Below are 17,831 nucleotides of genomic sequence, written 5' to 3'. Positions count from 1 at the left end.
CCATTGCACTAGGACCTCATGCTATGAATCGAGGAGCAAATATCCCCTCGCATTCAGCAAGGCTGCAAGGCATGGTGCAGCCCGTGCGTCCAGGGCTGGCTCGCCGCCATGCCTTGCCCTGGCTCCTTTCGGCTCCAGGGGCAGGCGAGCAGGCGGGCTGGCGGCTAGATGCCCTGCCCTGAATGCCCGCCCGAAGTCTGGCTGAGGCTATTTCCTGGCCTTCGCCTTGGCGGGCGCTGCCGCTTTGGTTTTGGCCGCAGACGCTTTGCCCGCCGGTGCCTTGGCGGGCGCTTTGCCCGCGCCAGCCTTGGCCTTGCCTGGCGCCACCGTCACTTTGACCCGGCCTTTGCCGGCCTGGGCGGCGGCGGCGCGTCTGGCGCTGGCCTTGCTGCGGGGGGCGGCCTTGGGCTTGCCCGCGCGCATGGGCAGGTAGAGGGTGATGCTCTGGCCCGCCTTCAGGCTGGCAGTGGCGCTGGTTTTGTTCCAGCCGGCCACGGTGCCGGGCGGCAGGTCGTAGCGGCGGGCGATGCGGTCGATGGTGTCGCCCTTGCGCGCGCGCAGCACGGTTTTGCGCAGCACGACTTCGGGCGTGAAGGCCACGCGGGCGTTGTTGACGATGCTGGCGCTGACGGCCAGCGCCTGGCCCTTGCCGCGCGGCGCGAGCAGGGCTGCGCCGGCGCTGACTTTCACATGCGGCGGAATGTGGTTGAGCGTGCGGAAGGCGTCTTCGCTCATGCCCACCTCGCGCGCGGCTTCGGCCACGCTCATGGTGCGCGGGGCCACCCACACGGTGTGGCTGGCCAGCGGGGCCTTGGGGTCCATGGCCGCCAGGTTTTGCTTGAAGGTGGCGGCGTTTTCCCAGGGCAGCAGGATGTGTTCGGCGGCCTGGGCAAAGATGACGGAGCGCTTCATGCCGGGGTTGAGGGCGCGCAAATCGTCCAGCCGCACGCCGGCCAGCTCGGCGGCCAGGGCCACGTCGATGTCGCGGGTGATGGCAACGGTGTCGAAGAAGGGGTGGTTGCCAATGTCGGGCAGCGAGGCGTCAAACTTGCCGGGGTCGGCAATGATGTTTTTGACGGCTTGCAGCTTGGGCACGTAGTTGCGGGTTTCGTCGGGCATGCGCAGGTCTTCGTAGCGCAAGCCCAGGCCCGCCTTGCGGTTGCGCTCCAGCGCGTTGGCCACGTTGCCCGGCCCCCAGTTGTAGGCGGCCAGGGCCAGGTGCCAGTCGCCGAATTTGTCGTGCAGCTGTTGCAGGTAGTCCAGCGCGGCGTTAGTGGAGGCGATGATGTCGCGCCGGTCATCGCGCAAGGCGTTTTGGCGCAGCTCGAAATGGGTGCCCGTGGCAGGCATGAACTGCCACAGCCCGGCAGCCTTGGCGCTGGAGACGGCCTGCGGGTTGAAGGCCGATTCGATGTAAGGCAGCAGCGCCAGCTCGGAAGGCATGCCGCGCATCTCGGCTTCTTCGACGATGTGAAAGAGATACATGCGCGAGCGCTCGACCATGCGCTGGATGTAGTCGGGCCGGCCCGCGTACCACTGCTCTTGCTTGCGCACCAGGTCATTGCTCAGATCGGGCATGGCGAAGTTGCCGCGCACGCGCTCCCAGATGTCCGCCGGGGCGTTCAGGGGCGTGACGGGGCGGCCCTGCATGTCGCGCACCGTCAGCGGCGACATGGGCACGTAAGGGCGGATGCCCGCGCCGGGGCCGGTGGGCGAAGGGCGTATCTGCGCCTGCGGGCCTTCTTCTTCAGCGGCTGGCGAGGCGGTCGGGCGGGCGCCTGTGGATGCGGCAGCGTCAGCCGGTTCAGACGCCGGGGGCGTGGCAGGCCGGGTGGCGCAGCCCGCCAGAAAAACGGCGGCAGCCAGCGCCAGCGCCTGCAAAGTGCGTTGGGTGGTCATGAGAAACGGTTCTTCCATTCACGAAGGGCGGCAAAAACGGCCACGGCATCCGCAGCCTCGCCGCTGGCAGAGCCTGCGCCAGACACGGCGGGCGCAGACACGGGCGCGCGGCGCGCGGCGCTCGCAACTTGCGGCACGCGGCAGCGCAGAAAAGGATTGATGGCTTTTTCCTGCCCAATGGTGCTGGGCAGCGTGGGCCGGCCCGCTTCGCGCAGCGCCTGGCAGCGCGCCTGCCAATGTGCAAGTTGCGCGTTATCAGGCTCCACGGCGCGGGCAAAGCGCAAATTGGCCAGCGTGTATTCGTGGCCGCAGCACACGCGGGTGGCATCGGGCAGCGCGGCCAGCGCGTCGAGCGAAGCGAGCATTTGCGCGGGCGTGCCTTCAAACACGCGGCCGCAGCCGCCTGAAAACAGCGCGTCGCCGCAAAACAGCAGCGGCGCGCTGACGCCATTGGCTTCTACCCGCTCGCAAAAGTAGGCCACGTGCGTGGCCGTATGCCCCGGCACGGCCAGCACCTGCCACGGCAGGCCCAGCAGCGGCACGGCATCGCCGCCCTGCACCACGGTCAAGGGCGCGGGTGTGGGCGAGGGCAGCAAAACCTGCGCAGGGCCGAACACCGGCGCGCCCGTGGCCGCATGCAGCGCGGCTGCGCCGCCCGTGTGATCGGCGTGGTGGTGCGTCAATAGAATGCCCGCCAGCGTCAGGCGGCCATTGGCAGGCGCAGCCGGTGCAGCCAGCGCGCGCAGCACCGGGGCGCTGTCGCCAGGGTCCACCGCCAGCGCCTGGCGGCCATCGTGCAGCAGCCAGACGTAGTTGTCGTTCAGGGCGGGCAGGGCAAGCAATTCCATGAGCCAAAAATTATCCATGAGGGGCCGGCGCGCCTGCCCGCAGAAGCGGCCGGCCACCGGCAAGGCGGCCGCCCATCATCAAAAAAGAAGAGCGGATTCAGGAGCCTTGAAAAGCCGTCTGCGCCCATTCCACCAGGACATCATGCTATGAAACGAGGAGCGAATTTACACCCCTTTCAAAGCGGAATGCAGCCAGCGCATGGGGCGCTGCGATGATGGCCTCGTCTGATTGGTTCCGCACCCCGCCCGGCCAGGCCCTGCTGCGCTGGGAGCAGGCGCAGTTCGACGCCGCCGTGGCCGATGTTTTCGGCTACCACGCCCTGCAACTGGGCCTGCCTGAAATCGACGCCCTGGCCGCCAACCGCATGCCCCACCGCTGGCTGGCCCTGCCCGATGCGGCCGATGCGGCCCAGGCCGCCCAGGCTGCGCCCGCCGGGCGCATCCTGCTGGCCGCCAACCCCGCCGCGCTGCCTTTTGCCGAAGGCAGCCTCGATCTGATCGCCCTGCCGCACACGCTGGAGCTGTGCGGCGACCCCCACGCCGCCCTGCGCGAAGCGCACCGCGCGCTGATGCATGAGGGGCGCCTCGTCATCACCGGCCTGGTGCCCTGGCGCGCGCGCCTGTGGCAGCGCCTGCACGGCGGCAGCCCGCTGTATCTGCCGCCAGGGCATGAATTCATCGCCCCGCAGCGCCTGCGCGACTGGCTGCGCCTGCTCGGCTTCGAGCTGTGCGAACAGCGCTACGGCAACGACAGCGGCTTGCCGCCGGGCGCTGGCTGGCTGCGCCAGCTGGCCGCGCGCCTGGCGCGCGCTGGCGCGACGGGCTGGCCCATCACCCGCGCGGCCTGGTGCATCAGCGCCATCAAGCGCGCCCACGGCATGCGCCTGATTGGCGCGGCCTGGAAAACGCCCGCCGCCCGCCTGGCCCCCGTGCCCGCCGCCAGCCGCGCGGCCAACCCGCCCGCCCGGCGCCAGCGCGGACAATCCGCGCCCCGCTCCCAGAAAGGTCAATGAGCTTTGGACACCGTAGAGATCTACACCGACGGCGCCTGCAAAGGCAACCCCGGCCCCGGCGGCTGGGGCGCGCTGCTGCGCAGCGGCAAATATGAAAAACAGATGTGCGGCGGCGAAGCGCGCACCACGAACAACCGCATGGAGCTGCTGGCCGTCATTCAGGCCCTGGGCGCCCTCAAGCGCCCCTGCCGCGTGGACCTGTACCTCGACAGCCAGTACGTGCGCCAGGGCATCACCGAATGGATACACGGCTGGAAAGCCAAAGGCTGGCGCACCGCCAGCGGCCAGCCCGTGAAAAACGCCGACCTCTGGCAGCGCCTGGACGCGCTGGCCGGCGGCGGCCCGCACGAGATCCGCTGGCACTGGGTCAAGGGCCACGCCGGCCACCCCGGCAACGAACGCGCCGACGCCCTCGCCAACCAGGGCGTGCCTAAAGCCGCCGCCTGACCGCCCGCCCAGCCGCCTGCCTGATACGCCCGCTCTTTTCCGCCAGCGCAGCGGCTGATTCCATCAAAAACAGAAGCAAATCCAAGGGGCTGAAAATGACGTTTGCGCACATTCCACTAGGACACCACGCTATCAATCAAGAAGCGTATTCCGGCCTGCGAACCAGCCTGGCGCGCTGCCCCATGCGATCCGCTTGCGCCCACGGGAGCGGGCCGTGGGCGGGCGCTCAAGAGGCCAGGTCGGCCTGGCTGGTGAAGGCGTCGGCGTAGAACTCGCTTTCGGGCAGGCGGGCGCGGGTGGTGAAGTCGTGGCGGGCGGCCCGCACCATGGCAGGAGCGCCGCAGGCATAGACCTGGTGGCCGGAGAGATCGGGGCAGTCTTGCAGCACGGCTTCATGCACGTAGCCGGTGCGGCCCTGCCAGCCGTCTTCGGGCTGGGCGGCGGAGATGACGGGCACGTAGCGCAGGCCGGGCATGGCCGCTTGCTGTGCCAGCACCCATTCGTGCATGTACAGGTCTTGCGGGCGGCGGCCGCCCCAGTAGAGCGCGGCGGGGCGGGCAATGGCGTGGCGCTGCATGTGCTCGATGATGGCCTTGATGGGCGCAAAGCCCGTGCCCGAGGCCAGCAGCACGATGGGCTTTTGGGAGTCTTCGCGCAGAAAAAAGCTGCCCAGCGGGCTTTCGGCGTGCAGGATGTCTTTCACTTTCAGCCCGCCGCCAAACACCTGGTCGGTGAATTTGCCGCCCGGCAGGTGGCGGATGTGCAGATCGACATAGCGCGCGCCGCGCTTTGGGCCAGGCGCTTCATCCTCCGCCTCTTGCGGGGCGCTGGCCATGCTGTAGCTGCGGCGGCTGCCATCGGGCAGGGTGAATTCCATGAACTGCCCGGCGCGCCAGGGCGTGGGCTGGTTGGCGGGCAGTTGCAGCCGCACGCGCATCACGTCAGGCGCGAGGCGCTCCAGCTCGGCCACACGCACGGGCATTTTGCGCGGCGGGTAGAGGCTGGCGAGCGTGACCTGATCGCACTCCAGCACCACATGGCCCAGCGCGCGGGCGCGGCATGTCAGGGTGTAGCCCTGCGCGGCCTCGTCGGCGGACAGGGCGCTTTCCAGATGCCCGCCCAGGGCCACCTGGCCGTAGGTGACTTTGCATTTGCACGCGCCGCAGGCGCCCTCCTGGCAGCCATAGGGCAGGCCCACGCTCTGGCGCAAGGCGGCGGCCAGCAGGGTTTCATCAGATTCGGCTTCAAAGCTGAAGCCGCCGGGTTGCACGGTAACGGAAAAGCTCATTTGGGTATCGTCGTGGGCTGTTTTGGGGAGCCTGCCTGCAATCAGCCTGTGGGCGCAAAAAGCATGAAAAGCGTGGATTCGGGCGGTTTGCGCCTTGCAATCCATCCCGGTTTCCACGCTTCTGCCTTTCACGGCCAGATTGCGAGCAGGCTCTGAATGAAGAAACCGCCTGCAAAAACTGCGAGGCGGTTCCGGGAGCGGATTTTGCCTGTGAACCTTTTTTTCTGCGGCGCGCGCCCCCGCGCGCTGCCCGCCCGCTTTCGCCGCGCGCGTGTGCTCATCGTCGGCTGCGGCGATGTGGGCGTGCGCGCGGCCCGCCTGCTGTTGCCGCGCGTGCGCGTGCTGGCCCTGTGCCGCAGCGCCGCCAAGGCGGCCGCCTTGCGGCAGATGGGCATCACGCCGCTGGCGGGCGACCTGGACGCGCCCGCCAGCTTGCGGCGGCTGGCCGCTTGGGCGGGGCGCGCGGGGCGCGTGCTGCACTTGGCGCCACCCGCGCCTTCATCGAATGACGGGGGCGACGCGCGCACCCTGGCGCTGGCGCGCGCCCTGCGCCGCCGCTGGCCGGCCGCGTTCATTTACGGCTCCACTTCCGGCGTTTATGGCGATGCCCAGGGCGGCTTCACGCCCGAAACCCGCCCGCTGCGCCCGCAAACCGCGCGCGCGCGCCGCCGCGCCGCCGCCGAAGCCGTGCTGCGCCCGCTGGGCGCTGCCGTGCTGCGCATTCCCGGCATCTACGCCGCCGACCGCCCCGGCGGCTCGCCCCGCGCCCGGCTGGAGCGGCGCGCGCCCGTGCTCGCCGCGCCGGATGACGTTTACACCAGCCACATCCACGCCGATGACCTGGCCCGCGCCTGCGCCCTGGCCCTGTGGCGCGCCCGCCCGCGCCGCGCCTACAACGTGTGCGACGACAGCCAGATGAAGATGGGCGACTGGTTCGACCTGGCCGCGCGCCTGTGCGGCCTGCCTTGCCCGCCGCGCATGCCCCGCGCCGAGGCCGAAGCTGCGCTGCCCGCGCTGCAAATGAGCTTTCTGCGCGAATCACGCCGCCTGACCAACCAGCGCCTCAAGCGCGAGCTGCGCCTGAAGCTGCGCTACCCCACGGCGGAAAGCGGCCTGAAAGCCGCCCTGCTACTGGATTGATAGCGGCCCGCGCTGATTTCACGGGCGCTTGCGGGCGTTTGGCATGCGAGGCGGGGATGGGGCGCTTTGAGTATTGACTACGGTCGTTTTTTACTTTTTCGTTATTTGTACAGAAATACAGCATAGGAAGACTACCAGACAGTAATTACACCAGTTGCATGACGACATGCTTATTGGGTTTAATTGACCAGCCAGAACGAAGCGCTTTCGGCTCTGGCGGAACGCGAAGCCTGCAAATGCGGCTTCAATGGCTATTTATCTTTCAAAGGAACTGCAATGACAGGTATTACAGGATTATCACGTCCGTTTTCTCCGTCCCAGCAACTATCGCCTTTTGAAAATAGGTTGGCCGAACCCGGCTCCGGCGATTTTTCGCAGCCTTCTGCCAACACGCCACTTGGCGGCAGCCGTTTGCTGCATGACATGGCATTCAGTTTTCCGTTCTCCAGTTTACATGCAGACGCCACATCTTTTGCTTTTGGCGTGCAAAATCAAGGCATGGTTAATGCGGGAAATATTGAAGCCATTCAAGCGTCCGCAACGCCTGCTGAGTCATCCAGGGAGTTGAGTGGTCCGGCATGGGTCAGCAGATATCCCACCAGCCGATCCATCGATGATCTGGAGGCAGGATTCCGTTCCAAGGTCAGAAACTTCATTGGTTCCATTGAAGCCGCTGGCGGCCAAGTCTCCATATCTGCCACGCGGCGGCCTGCTGAAAGGGCTTATCTGATGCACTATGCGTGGAAAATTGCCAATGGAACCATTCAGCCCAGCGAGGTTCCAGCCCGTGAAGGAGTCAATATCAACTGGGATCATGGCGACGCAGCCAAATCAAAAAGGGCAGCGCAAGCCATGGTAAACGCCTACGGGATCGTACATCAACCCTCCCTCACATCCAATCATATTGACGGCACTGCCATTGACATGACCATCTCCAACATGAAGGGTAAGACCATGAAAAATGGCGGAGGAAAATCAATAAAGATTAATTCAAACCGCGACCTTCATAAGGTAGGTGCTTCATTTGGCGTGCACAAGCTTGTCAGCGATCCTCCCCATTGGTCAGCCAATGGCCGCTAGCATGAAACGCTGTCTGCTGGCAATTACATGGGCCAGCACCTGCGCGTCTGCGGCGGCGCAGGCGCCTGCTTCGGGTTTTGTGGTGGTCAGTCCGTCCGGGCAGACACATTTCTATCTCACGCACGCGCCAGAGGCAAATGTTCCGCTATGGGCGCAGTGGCCAGGCCCCGATGGGCAGCCCGTTTGTTGCAGGAAATTCACCCTCCAGGAATTGACGCCTGCTTCTGCGCGGGCGGGGGAAGGGCACGCCGCAATGACTGCATCAGGCCGCGAAGCGCTCAGCTATGAATGGCGCGGCCAGGCAAGCCCTGCGCCGGCCATGCCTTTTGCGGGCATGGTTCTGGCTGCTCCAAGGGTGCGCGCAGGCAGCGTGGCGGAGCTGCGGGCAGGCCGGGTGACGCGGGCGCGCATGTGCCAGGGCGCGGAAGGCATCAACCTGCTGACGCAATCAGGCCGCTACCGCAGCGCCTTGTATCTGGGGCTGGGGTACGGCATTCAGTCGCCCAGCCGCCCATGCAAGCGGGAAGACGAGAGATTCATTGAGCGCGCGCAGGATTGAGCGCCCTGCCGTCCGTCTGGTTTTTCCGGCTTGGCCGCATGCAAAAACGCCTGAATGAGTCGCGCGGCCCGGCGCTTATTCCAGGTTCTGCACCTGTTCGCGCATTTGTTCGATGAGCACTTTCATATCCACGCTGATGCGGGTGAGTTCCAGCGTGGCGGATTTGCTGCCGAGGGTGTTGGCTTCGCGGTGCAGCTCCTGAATGAGAAAGTCCAGGCGCTTGCCGGTTTCGCCGCCTTTTTGAAGCACGGCTTCGATTTCGTCCAGGTGCGCGGCCAGGCGGCCCAGTTCTTCGGCCACGTCGATGCGGATGGCAAACGCGGTGGCTTCGGCCAGGGCGCGTTCCTGCGCGGCTTGCGTGACGGCTTCGCTGGCGGGGGCCGCGCCCAGGGCTTCCTGCCAGCGCTCCAGAAAGCGCTGGCGCTGCGCTTGCACCAGCTGGGGCACGAGCGGGGCGGCTTGCGCGGCCAGTGCGCGCAAGGCGGTGATGCGCTCTTGCAGCAGGGCAAGCAGGCGCGCGCCTTCGCGCTGGCGGGCGGCCACCAGTTCATCAAGCGCCTGGCGGGCCAGGGGCAGCAGGGCTTCGCCCAGGGCCGGGCTGGCGGCGCTGTCGCCAGCGGCCAGGCGCAAGGCGTCGGCGACCGAGAGGGGGGCGGCTTCGGGCAGCCACACGCGCACTTGCTGCTGCGCGGCGGCCAGGCGCTGGAGAGTGCGCACGGGCACATCGGGCAGGGCGCCGCCAGCAGCGGCTTCCACGCTGACGCGCAGTTCCACCTTGCCGCGCTTGAGGCGCTTGGCGATCAGCTCGCGCAGGGCAGGCTCGTGCGGGCGCAGCTCGTCGGGCAGGCGCAGCACCACATCCAGAAAGCGGCTGTTGACCGAGCGCAGCTCCAGCGCCAGGCAGGCGGCGGGCGTGGCTATTTCGGCGTTGCCGCCCGGGGTGTGCTGGGCGCTGGCGTAACCCGTCATACTGTAAACTGGCATGTCAAATCTTTCCTGATGCAACGAGGTGGATCGCGCGCGGCCTGAAGGCAGCGTAAGCGGCGGCTGACGCACAAAAAGAAAGCCCGGTCAGGCCGGGCTAACTTGTTTTCTGGCTTGAAATTATGTCAAAACCCAAACCTGCTTCACTGCCCGCTGGCACGGTCATTGGCGGCTACCGCGTGGTGCGCAAGGTCTCGTCAGGGGGCTTTGGCGTGGTGTATCTGGCCACGGATCATGACGGGCAGCAGGTGGCCATCAAGGAATACCTGCCTTCGGCGCTGGTCACGCGCGCGGAAGGGGAGCTGATTCCGCACGTTGCGCCCGAAAAGCTTTCGCTCTACCGCCTTGGCCTGAAGAGCTTTTTTGAAGAAGGCCGCTCGCTGGCGCAAATTGCCCACCCTTCGGTGGTGAGCGTGCTCAACTTCTTCCGCCAGAACGAAACCGTTTACATGGTGATGAACTATCTGGAAGGCGCCAGCCTGCAAGACTTCATCGTCACCGCGCGCGAGCTGAACAACAAGAAGGTGTTTCGCGAGTCCACCATCCGTTCGCTGTATGACGAGGTGCTGCGCGGGCTGCGCATCGTGCATCAGCACAAGATGCTGCACCTTGATTTGAAGCCCGCCAACATTTTCATCACCGACGACGACAGGGCCGTGATGATCGACTTTGGCGCCGCGCGCGAAGTGCTCAACAAGGAAGGCAATTTCACCCGCCCCATGTACACACCGGGCTTTGCCGCGCCCGAGATGTACCGGCGCGACTCGACGATGGGGCCGTGGACCGACATTTACGCCATCGGCGCGTGCATCTACTCGTGCATGCAGGGCTACCCGCCCAACGATGCGCCTCAGCGCCTGGAAAAAGACCAGCTCGCCAGCGCCCTCACGCGCATGCGCGGCATCTATTCGGACAGCCTCATTGAAGTGGTGCAATGGTGCATGTCGCTCGACCCCCTCTCGCGCCCGCAATCGGTATTCGCCCTGCAAAAGGAACTCAGCCGCGAAGGCGAGCGCACCTACACCAAGCCCTCCGTCAGCGAACGCGTGCGCATGCAGTTCGGCAACCTCATGGCTGACGGCAAGAAAGCCAGCAAATAAAAAAAGCACCCGCCATGCAATTCTCAATTTTTGAAGCAACCCACCTCGGCTCGCGCGAGAAAAACGAAGACCGCATGGGCTACAGCTACACCCGCGAAGCGGGCCTGTTCGCCCTGGCCGACGGCATGGGCGGCCACCCCGAAGGCGAAGTGGCCGCGCAAATTGCGCTGGAAACCATGTCCGCCCTCTTTCAGCGCGAAGCGCAGCCGCGCATGGCGGATGTGCCCAGCTTCCTGGGCCGGGGCCTGATGTCAGCCCACCACCAGATCATCCGCTACGCCAGCTCGCGCGGCATGATGGACACGCCCCGCACCACCCTTGTGGCCGCCGTCGTGCAGCGCGGCCAGCTCCACTGGGTGCACTGCGGCGACTCGCGCATGTACGTCGTGCGCGGCGGCCAGCTGCTCAAGCGCACGCGCGACCACTCCTACCTGGAAGCCAAGGCCAGCAGCGGCGCCTCGCTCAAGGACGTCAACCGCAACGTCCTCTTCACCTGCCTGGGTTCCACCGTGCGCCCCATGTTCGACGTGGGCGGCCCCATCGTCTTGCAAGACCAGGACCGCGTCATGCTCTGCTCCGACGGCCTCTGGGGCACGCTGGACGACGACATCATCACGCGCGGCATGGCCGAGCGCCCCCTGGCCGAAGGCATGCCCCTGCTCATCGACCAAGCCCTCAAAAAAGGCGGCCCGCGCTGCGACAACGTCACCGTTCTGGCCTTCGAGTGGGAAGCGCCCGCCAGGGCGCGCCAGCGGCGCGGGCGTCCCGGCTTCACCGAAACCGCCTCCATGGACGACAGCGCCTTTGCTTCCACCATCCAGCCCACCAGCGGCCTGCCCGACAGCGCGCTGGACGAGCTGGACGACGAGGCCATCGAACGCTCCATCGCCGAAATCAACGAGGCCATCCAGCGCACCTCCCTCAAAAAGCACTGAAGGCGCAAGCGGTTTGCCCGGCCTTATTTAGCTCCTAAAGCAATAGCGTTGGGTCCTAGTAGAACGTGCGCAAAGCGGCCTTTCGACCCCCTCAAATTTGCTCCTGTTTTTGCCGCCGCCCGGCCGCGCTCACTGCCAGCGCAGGGTCGCCAAGTCATTGACCGAGATGGGCATCTGCTCCCACAGCCCTTGCAGACCCTTGCGGGCGGCGGTCAGCCAGTGCGGCTGGTACAGGAAGATGGCAGCGGCGTCTTCGGCCAGCAGGCGCTGGGCCTGCTCCAGCAGCTTCAGCCGCTCGCCTTCATCGGCGCTGGCGCGCAGGCGCTCGTAGAGGGCGTCGAAGGCGGGGTTTTCGTAGCCCCAGTAGTAGCCGGGCTTGCTCCAGTTGCCCAGATCAAGCGGCTCGACGTGGCTGATGAGGGTGAGGTCAAACTGCGCCTGCCCGTAGACGTGGCTGAGCCACTGCGCCCATTCCACGTTTTGCACTTTCACGCGCACGCCCGCTTGCGCCAGCTGCGCGGCCACGACTTCGCCGCCCTGGCGGGCGTAGGGCGTGGGCGGCAGGGTGAGGGTGAGCGACAGGGGGCCATCGGGCAGGGCCTCTTTGAGCAGCTGGCGGGCCTTGTCCGGGTCATAGGCATTGACGCCGGTCAGGTCCACATAGCCGGGGCTGCCGGGGGTGTAGTAGCTGCCGATGGGCGTGCCCAGGCCGTTTTGGCCCGCTTGCAGCACGGCCTGGCGGTCAATGGCGGCGCACAGGGCGCGGCGCACGCGCACATCGCGCAAGGCCGCGTGGCGGTGGTTGAATGCGACGATGGTTTTGGCGCGCGAGCCGCTTTGCAGCAGCGCAAAGCGCCCATCGGCCTTCAGGCGCGCGGCGCCGCGCTCGCTCATGCGGACAAAGGCATCCACATCGCCCGCCAGCAGCGCGGCCACTTGCGCGGCAGGGTCGCTGATGAAGCGGAAGACGGCGCGGCCAATGGCGATGGCGCCCGCCTCGCGCCACTGCGGCCAGGCCTTGAGGGTGAGGGAAGCGCCGCGCTGCCATTTGTCCAGCACGTAAGGGCCGCTGCCGACGGGGCGCGTGGCGTTGCCGGCGGCGCTGCCCGGCTCGACGATGATGGCGGTGGCCTGGCCCAGCTTGAAGGGCAGATCGGCATCGGGCTGCTCCAGCTCGATGCGCACGGTGCGCTCATCAGGCGCGGCAATCTGGCGCATGGCGGTGAAAGTGCGCCGGTCTTTGTTGGTGCTGCCTTCGCTGGCAGCGCGCGTGAAGGCCCATTGCACGGTTTGCGCCGTCAGCGGCGCGCCGTTGGAAAAGCGTGCGTTGTCGCGCAGCTGAAAAGTCCACTGCTTCAGATCAGGCGAGCTGTGCCAGCTTTGCGCCAGCAGCGGGCCGACGCTGGCGTCGGGGCGGATTTTGGTGAGCGTCTCAAAGACGTTGTAGAGCATGATTTCGGCGATGGCCGAGGCTGCGCCAGCCGTGGGGTCCAGCCCGGGCGGCTCCAGCGTCATGCCCAGCGTGAGCGAGTGGGGCGAGCGAGCCAGCGCGGGCTGCGCCAGGGCGGCCAGGGCTGGCAGGGCCAGGGTGAAATGGCGGCGGCGTATCGAGACAGTCATGTGAGAGGAAAGCGCTCAGAGACAAAAGGGCGCGCATGGTAGCGCGCCAGCCTGTGAAGCGGCCTGCCTGGCAGGCATTTGCTCCGGATGGGCGCCTGAGACTGAAGGCGGAACGGCAAACGGGCAGTTTTTTGCTCTTCTATTCGTAGCATGGTGTCCTAGTAAAAACTGCGCGAGGCGGTATTTCAATGGCCTTCGATTTGCTCTTGTTTTTGATGCGCCCTGGCAGGCGCTTCAGGCGCTGGGCGCGACCCAAAAGATTAAGGGGTGTCCACAATGCACCCCGTTTGAAATCCACGCGCGGCTCATGGCACAAATAATCGGCGCGGGTGAATGGGAGGCAGGCAAATGCCCTGTGCCGTTACCATCCGCGCCCTGGCATTTCTTTTCCGAATACCGAATCCGTGACCCGTTTCTTTCTTGTTTTTCTTTCCGTTCAGGCCGTGCTGTTTGGCATGGAAATGCTTGCTCCCGTGCAAGCCGCCGTGGTGCAGCCCTGGACGGGGCTGGTGGCCAGCGCCAGCGCGGCCATCATCCAGTTTTTTGATCCCTCGGCCATTTCCCACGGGCGCGTGGTGCAAAGCGCGCAGTCGGGCTTTGGCATCTCCATCGAGCCGGGCTGCAACGGCGTGGAGGCGGCCATCGTGCTGCTGGCGGCGGTGCTGGCCTTTCCTTCGAGCTGGAAGATGAAGCTCTGGGGCCTGGGGCTGGGGTTCATGGCCGTGCAGGGCGTGAACCTGCTGCGCGTGGTCAGCCTGTTTTTTCTGGGGCAGTGGAACTTGCAGGTGTTTGAATTTGCGCACCTGTACATGTGGCAGGCGCTCATCATGCTGGATGTGCTCATCGTCTGGCTGCTGTGGATGCGCTACGTTGCGCGGCACGAAAAGCGGGCCAGTCCCGCCAAACACCCTTCGGCGCCCGCTGCCTGAACCCCGCCCCTTGCCCTGGAGAGCACCCATGCGTGCCACGCTCATTGGCCGATTTCTTCTGCTGGCCCTTGCCGGCCTTGTCGTTTTGCTGCCGCTGTGGTACTGGGCGCGCGAATGGTTCGCCGCGCCGCCGCTGTGGCTGGCTGGCACCGTGATGAAGCTGCTGTTCGCGTGGGTGGAGGGTTTTGAGATAGATGGCGTGACAGGCACGCTGCTCACGCGCGTGCAAGTGCTCATGCCCGGCCCTGGCGGGCGGCAGATGCTGGCCGAACTCACGCCCGAAGTGAGCTACCCCACCTACGGCTACGGCCAGGTGCTGCTGTGGGCCATGCTGCTGGCCTCGCGCCCGCGCTGGTGGCCCCTGAAGATGGCGTGGGGCAGCGTGCTGCTGCTGCCCGCGCAGGCCTGGGGCCTGTGCTTTCAGTGGCTGCGCGACGTGGCCCTGACCCCCGGCGGCAATGCAATGGCCTATCTGGGCTACCCCGCCTGGGCCAATGAAGTGATTGCCTACGGCTACCAGTTCGGCTTTCTCATGCTCACGCCCGTGGCGCCCATCCTGCTGTGGCTGTGGTTTGACAAACGCTTCGTCGCCGCCTTGTGGCTGGAAGCCGCGCTGGACGAAGAGGCGCCCGCCCGCCCCGAGCACGCGCCGCGCGTACGCTGAAAAACCGCCCAGGCGGCCTGCTTCGCTGATGCCCAGTATCTGCGCATGGCTCAGCCTTGAAAGACTGGCGCAGAAAGGCTTTCCCACGCTCCTCTATTCATAGCATGACATCCTAGTCGGAATTGCGCGATACGGTATTTTTACCCCTCTGAATTCGCTCCTTCTTTTGATTCAGCCTGACAGCGGAACCGGCTCGCAGGCTGCTCGCAAAACCGCTTTCCCGCGCGCTGGCGCTTCAGGCAACCGCGCGCAAAAAAAGCCGGGCAGCGTCCGGCTTTTTTGCATGGCGCGCCGCTGTGGGCCGCTGCTTATTGGCCTGGCGCCTGCCCTTCCACGCCTTCCACGAAGAAGTTGATGCCGCCCAGAAAGGCATCGTCGGCCACTTGGCCTTCGGCCAGCACCTGTTTGCCGGTGTTGTCGGCAATGGGGCCTTGCCAGATGTGGAAGGCGCCGGCCTTGAGGCCCTCTTTCACTTCGGCCAGCCGGGCACGGGCGCTTTCGGGCACGTCTTCGGCCAGGGAAACGAGGTCGATCGCGCCTTCTTTCACGCCCCACCAGTGGCGCTCGGGCTTCCAGGTGCCGTCCATCACTTCGCGGATGGTCTTGACGTAAAACGGCGTCCAGTTGATGGCGGCGGAGGCGATGTGCGCCTTGGGGCCGTAGTGCGTCATGTCGCTGTCCCAGCCGAAGCCGCGCTTGCCCAGCTTTTCGGCGGTTTGCAGCACGGCAGAAGAGTCGGTGTTTTGCATGAGGATGTCCGCGCCGCTGTTGATGAGGGCGGTGGCCGCTTCGGTTTCCTTGGGCGGGTTGAACCACTCATTGACCCACACGATTTTCACGCTGGCCTTGGGGTTGGTGCTGCGCGCGCCCAGGGCGAAGCTGTTGATGTTGCGCATGACTTCAGGGATGGGCACGGAGGCCACCACGCCCAGCGTGCCGGTTTGCGTCATGGCGCCGGCCAGCAGGCCGGCCATGTAAGCGCCTTCGTAGGTGCGCGTGTCATACGTGCCCAGGTTGGCGGCGGTTTTGTAGCCGGTGGCGTGCTCGAACTTCACTTGCGGAAAGTCGGCAGCCACTTTCAGCATTTGCTCCATGTAGCCGAAGGTGGTGCCGAACACCAGCTGGTTGCCCTGCTGGGCCATGTCGCGCAGCACGCGCTCGGCGTCGGCGCTCACGGGCACGCTTTCCACGTAAGAGGTTTGCACCTTGTCGCCAAATTCTTTTTCAACGGCTTTGCGGGCGTTGTCGTGTGCAAAGCTCCAGCCGCCGTCGCCCACGGGGCCGATGTAGGCGAAGGCGACTTTGAGCGGCTCTTGCCTGGGCGCGGGAGCGCTGGCGGCGGGCGCGGGCGATCCGGCAGGCTGCTCAGCCGCTTGCGGAGCGGCTTCTTCTTTCTTGCCGCAGGCGGCAAGGGCGGCGGCGGCCAGCGCGGCGGCGGCCAGCTTGAGCGCAAGGCGTTTGGAGGGATGGTTCATGGGGAATGGAAGGGTGGGAGGAAGGAAGAGGAGGAAAGGGGGCGAAAGGGCGGGCGAAAAGCGGCAATCGTAAGCAAATTTATGATCGCCGCCCCATGACGACCCCGCACGATATTTCACAAAGCGCCTCGCGGCCTGCCCCGCAAACCGCCCCACAAAACACCCTGCAAAACGCTCCGGCCCCTTTGCCTTCCCGCCTGGATTACCTGCGCCAGGTGCTCACCTCGCGCGTGTATGACGTGGCGGTGGAATCCGCGCTGGATGAAGCGCCCGCGCTCAGCCGCCGCACCGGCCACACCGTGCTGCTCAAGCGCGAAGACCAGCAGCCCGTTTTCAGCTTCAAGCTGCGCGGCGCCTACAACAAGATGGCGCACCTGACGCCCGGCCAGCTGCACAAGGGCGTGATTTGCGCCAGCGCGGGCAACCACGCGCAGGGCGTGGCGCTGGGCGCGCGCAAGCTGGGCGCGCGCGCCGTCATCGTCATGCCCGTGACCACGCCGCGCGTGAAGGTGGACGCCGTGCGGGCGCTGGGCGGCGAAGTCGTGCTGGCCGGCGAGAGCTATTCCGACGCCTACGCCCATTCGCTGCAATTGCAGGCCCAGCAGGGGCTGACCTTCATTCACCCGTTTGACGACCCGCTCGTCATCGCCGGGCAGGGCACCATCGGCATGGAGCTGCTGCGCCAGCACGCCGGCCCGCTGCACGCCGTGTTCGTGGCCGTGGGCGGCGGCGGCCTGATCAGCGGCGTGGCGGCCTACATCAAGGCCCTGCGGCCCGAAATCAAAATCATCGGCGTGCAGATGAACGACTCGGACGCCATGGCGCAATCGGTGGCGCGCGGCGAGCGCGTGGCCTTGCGCGATGTGGGCCTGTTTGCCGATGGCACCGCCGTCAAGCAAGTGGGCGAAGAAACCTTCCGCATCGCCCGCGAGCTGGTGGACGAATTCATCACCGTGGACACCGACGCCGTGTGCGCCGCCATCAAGGACGTGTTCATCGACACGCGCAGCATCGTCGAGCCATCGGGCGCAATGGCCGTGGCCGCCCTCAAGCAATACGCCGCGCGCGAAGGCACGGCGCCCGGGCAGACGCTGGCGGCCATTCTCTGCGGCGCGAACATGAACTTTGACCGCCTGCGCTTTGTGGCCGAGCGCGCCGCCGTGGGCGAGGAAAGCGAGGCGCTGTTTGCCATCACCATTCCCGAAGAGCGCGGCAGCTTTCGCCGCTTTTGCGAAACCGTGGGCCGCCTGCCCGGCGGCGCGCGCAACGTCACCGAGTTCAACTACCGCATCAGCGACCGCGCCCGGGCGCATGTCTTCGTGGGCCTGACCACCGCCGCGCGCGGCGAATCGCCCATGCTGGCCGCCGCCTTCGAGCAGGCGGGCTTTTCGGCGCTGGACCTCACCCACGACGAGCTGGCCAAGCAACACGTGCGCTACATGGTGGGCGGCCACTCGCCGCTGGCCAGCCACGAGCGGCTGCTGCGCTTTATCTTCCCGGAGCGCCCCGGCGCGCTGCTGCAATTTCTCAGCCTCATGCAGCCGGCCTGGAACATCAGCCTGTTTCACTACCGCAACCAGGGCGCCGATTTCGGCCACGTGCTCGTGGGCATCCAGGCGCCCGAAAGCGACGGCCCGGCCCTGCGCGCCTTTCTGGACAAGCTGGGCTACGCCTGGATTGACGAAACCGGCAACCCGGCCTACGCGCTGTTTCTCAAGGGCTGAGAGGCTGTTCAACCGCCTTGCGGCAAGGCGCCGCGCACCAGCCGCTCACACAAAGCGATAGCCTGCGTGAAACGGGGAAATTCGCTCCTTGATTCATAGCATAACGTCCTAGTGGAAAGGGCGCGA

General features: G+C 66.2%; 16 protein-coding genes. 10 read left to right on the top strand and 6 right to left on the bottom strand.

All coding sequences use genetic code 11. From position 1 onward, the window contains the following. Positions 1–207: 207 nt before the first annotated feature. On the bottom strand, positions 208–1,899 hold the full coding sequence (locus ADJ79_RS08895) for a transglycosylase SLT domain-containing protein (protein WP_082203223.1): 1,692 nt from the start codon (positions 1,897–1,899) through the stop codon (positions 208–210). Further along, positions 1,896–2,747: a hydroxyacylglutathione hydrolase gene (gene gloB / locus ADJ79_RS08890; protein WP_050716535.1), complete on the bottom strand. Its 852-nt coding sequence runs from the start codon at positions 2,745–2,747 to the stop codon at positions 1,896–1,898. Before gloB ends, ADJ79_RS08895 begins: the two co-directional genes overlap by 4 nt. Before the next feature lie 215 nt (positions 2,748–2,962). Between gloB and ADJ79_RS08885 the strand changes: the two genes are divergently transcribed. After that, positions 2,963–3,760 carry a class I SAM-dependent methyltransferase gene (locus ADJ79_RS08885; protein ID WP_371256821.1) on the top strand — a complete coding sequence of 266 codons (798 nt, stop codon included), beginning with the start codon at positions 2,963–2,965 and terminating at the stop codon, positions 3,758–3,760. 3 nt (positions 3,761–3,763) lie between these two features. Continuing rightward, on the top strand, positions 3,764–4,207 hold the full coding sequence (gene rnhA, locus ADJ79_RS08880) for a ribonuclease HI (RefSeq protein ID WP_050715653.1): 444 nt from the start codon (positions 3,764–3,766) through the stop codon (positions 4,205–4,207). Between the two features lie 226 nt (positions 4,208–4,433). On the opposite strand, the gene ADJ79_RS08875 is transcribed toward rnhA, so the two are convergent. Next, positions 4,434–5,495: a CDP-6-deoxy-delta-3,4-glucoseen reductase gene (locus ADJ79_RS08875; RefSeq protein ID WP_050716534.1), complete on the bottom strand. Its 1,062-nt coding sequence runs from the start codon at positions 5,493–5,495 to the stop codon at positions 4,434–4,436. A 204-nt stretch (positions 5,496–5,699) separates the two neighbouring features. Here ADJ79_RS08875 and ADJ79_RS08870 point away from each other — a divergent pair, with 204 nt between their 5' ends. The 3 genes from ADJ79_RS08870 (at position 5,700) to ADJ79_RS08865 (ending at position 8,274) form a co-directional block, all read left to right on the top strand. Further along, entirely contained in the window at positions 5,700–6,635 is a 936-nt protein-coding gene (locus ADJ79_RS08870) for an NAD-dependent epimerase/dehydratase family protein (protein ID WP_371256820.1), read from the top strand. A gap of 183 nt (positions 6,636–6,818) precedes the next feature. Then, positions 6,819–7,715, top strand: a complete 897-nt coding sequence (locus ADJ79_RS15450) for a hypothetical protein (protein WP_253273806.1) — start codon at positions 6,819–6,821, stop codon at positions 7,713–7,715. A gap of 253 nt (positions 7,716–7,968) precedes the next feature. Beyond that, positions 7,969–8,274: a hypothetical protein gene (locus ADJ79_RS08865; RefSeq protein WP_050715651.1), complete on the top strand. Its 306-nt coding sequence runs from the start codon at positions 7,969–7,971 to the stop codon at positions 8,272–8,274. 75 nt (positions 8,275–8,349) lie between these two features. Here ADJ79_RS08865 and ADJ79_RS08860 read toward each other — a convergent pair whose 3' ends face one another. Then, entirely contained in the window at positions 8,350–9,258 is a 909-nt protein-coding gene (locus tag ADJ79_RS08860) for a YicC/YloC family endoribonuclease (protein WP_172674047.1), read from the bottom strand. 122 nt (positions 9,259–9,380) lie between these two features. On the opposite strand from ADJ79_RS08860, the gene ADJ79_RS08855 reads away from it, so the two are divergent. Together ADJ79_RS08855 and ADJ79_RS08850 are read left to right on the top strand one after the other, a co-directional pair. Further along, the gene (locus ADJ79_RS08855; protein WP_050715649.1) at positions 9,381–10,358 is read left to right on the top strand and encodes a serine/threonine-protein kinase; all 978 of its coding nucleotides are present in this window, start codon (positions 9,381–9,383) and stop codon (positions 10,356–10,358) included. Positions 10,359–10,372: 14 nt separating this feature from the next. Next, positions 10,373–11,293, top strand: coding sequence for a PP2C family serine/threonine-protein phosphatase (locus ADJ79_RS08850; protein WP_050715648.1), 921 nt, complete (start codon positions 10,373–10,375; stop codon positions 11,291–11,293). A 129-nt stretch (positions 11,294–11,422) separates the two neighbouring features. On the opposite strand, the gene ADJ79_RS08845 is transcribed toward ADJ79_RS08850, so the two are convergent. Continuing rightward, positions 11,423–12,913 (bottom strand): ABC transporter substrate-binding protein, encoded by a 1,491-nt coding sequence (locus ADJ79_RS08845; protein WP_050715647.1) that lies wholly within the window; start codon positions 12,911–12,913, stop codon positions 11,423–11,425. A gap of 404 nt (positions 12,914–13,317) precedes the next feature. Between ADJ79_RS08845 and xrtH the strand changes: the two genes are divergently transcribed. Together xrtH and ADJ79_RS08835 are read left to right on the top strand one after the other, a co-directional pair. Further along, positions 13,318–13,842, top strand: a complete 525-nt coding sequence (gene xrtH, locus ADJ79_RS08840; RefSeq protein WP_050715646.1) for an exosortase H — start codon at positions 13,318–13,320, stop codon at positions 13,840–13,842. A 28-nt stretch (positions 13,843–13,870) separates the two neighbouring features. Then, the gene (locus tag ADJ79_RS08835) at positions 13,871–14,506 is read left to right on the top strand and encodes an exosortase H-associated membrane protein (RefSeq protein ID WP_050715645.1); all 636 of its coding nucleotides are present in this window, start codon (positions 13,871–13,873) and stop codon (positions 14,504–14,506) included. A 308-nt stretch (positions 14,507–14,814) separates the two neighbouring features. Here ADJ79_RS08835 and ADJ79_RS08830 read toward each other — a convergent pair whose 3' ends face one another. Beyond that, complete coding sequence (locus ADJ79_RS08830; protein ID WP_050715644.1) at positions 14,815–15,981, bottom strand: BMP family ABC transporter substrate-binding protein; 1,167 nt, start codon at positions 15,979–15,981, stop codon at positions 14,815–14,817. Positions 15,982–16,076: 95 nt separating this feature from the next. Here ADJ79_RS08830 and ilvA point away from each other — a divergent pair, with 95 nt between their 5' ends. Next, the gene (ilvA, locus tag ADJ79_RS08825; RefSeq protein ID WP_082203222.1) at positions 16,077–17,705 is read left to right on the top strand and encodes a threonine ammonia-lyase, biosynthetic; all 1,629 of its coding nucleotides are present in this window, start codon (positions 16,077–16,079) and stop codon (positions 17,703–17,705) included. The last annotated feature ends 126 nt before the right edge of the window (positions 17,706–17,831 follow it).

The organism is Ottowia sp. oral taxon 894 (assembly GCF_001262075.1).
In the GTDB taxonomy this organism is placed as follows: domain Bacteria; phylum Pseudomonadota; class Gammaproteobacteria; order Burkholderiales; family Burkholderiaceae_C; genus Ottowia; species Ottowia massiliensis.
The sequence above is the reverse complement of the archived record's forward strand: the minus strand, read 5'-3'. Positions and strand labels throughout refer to the sequence as shown.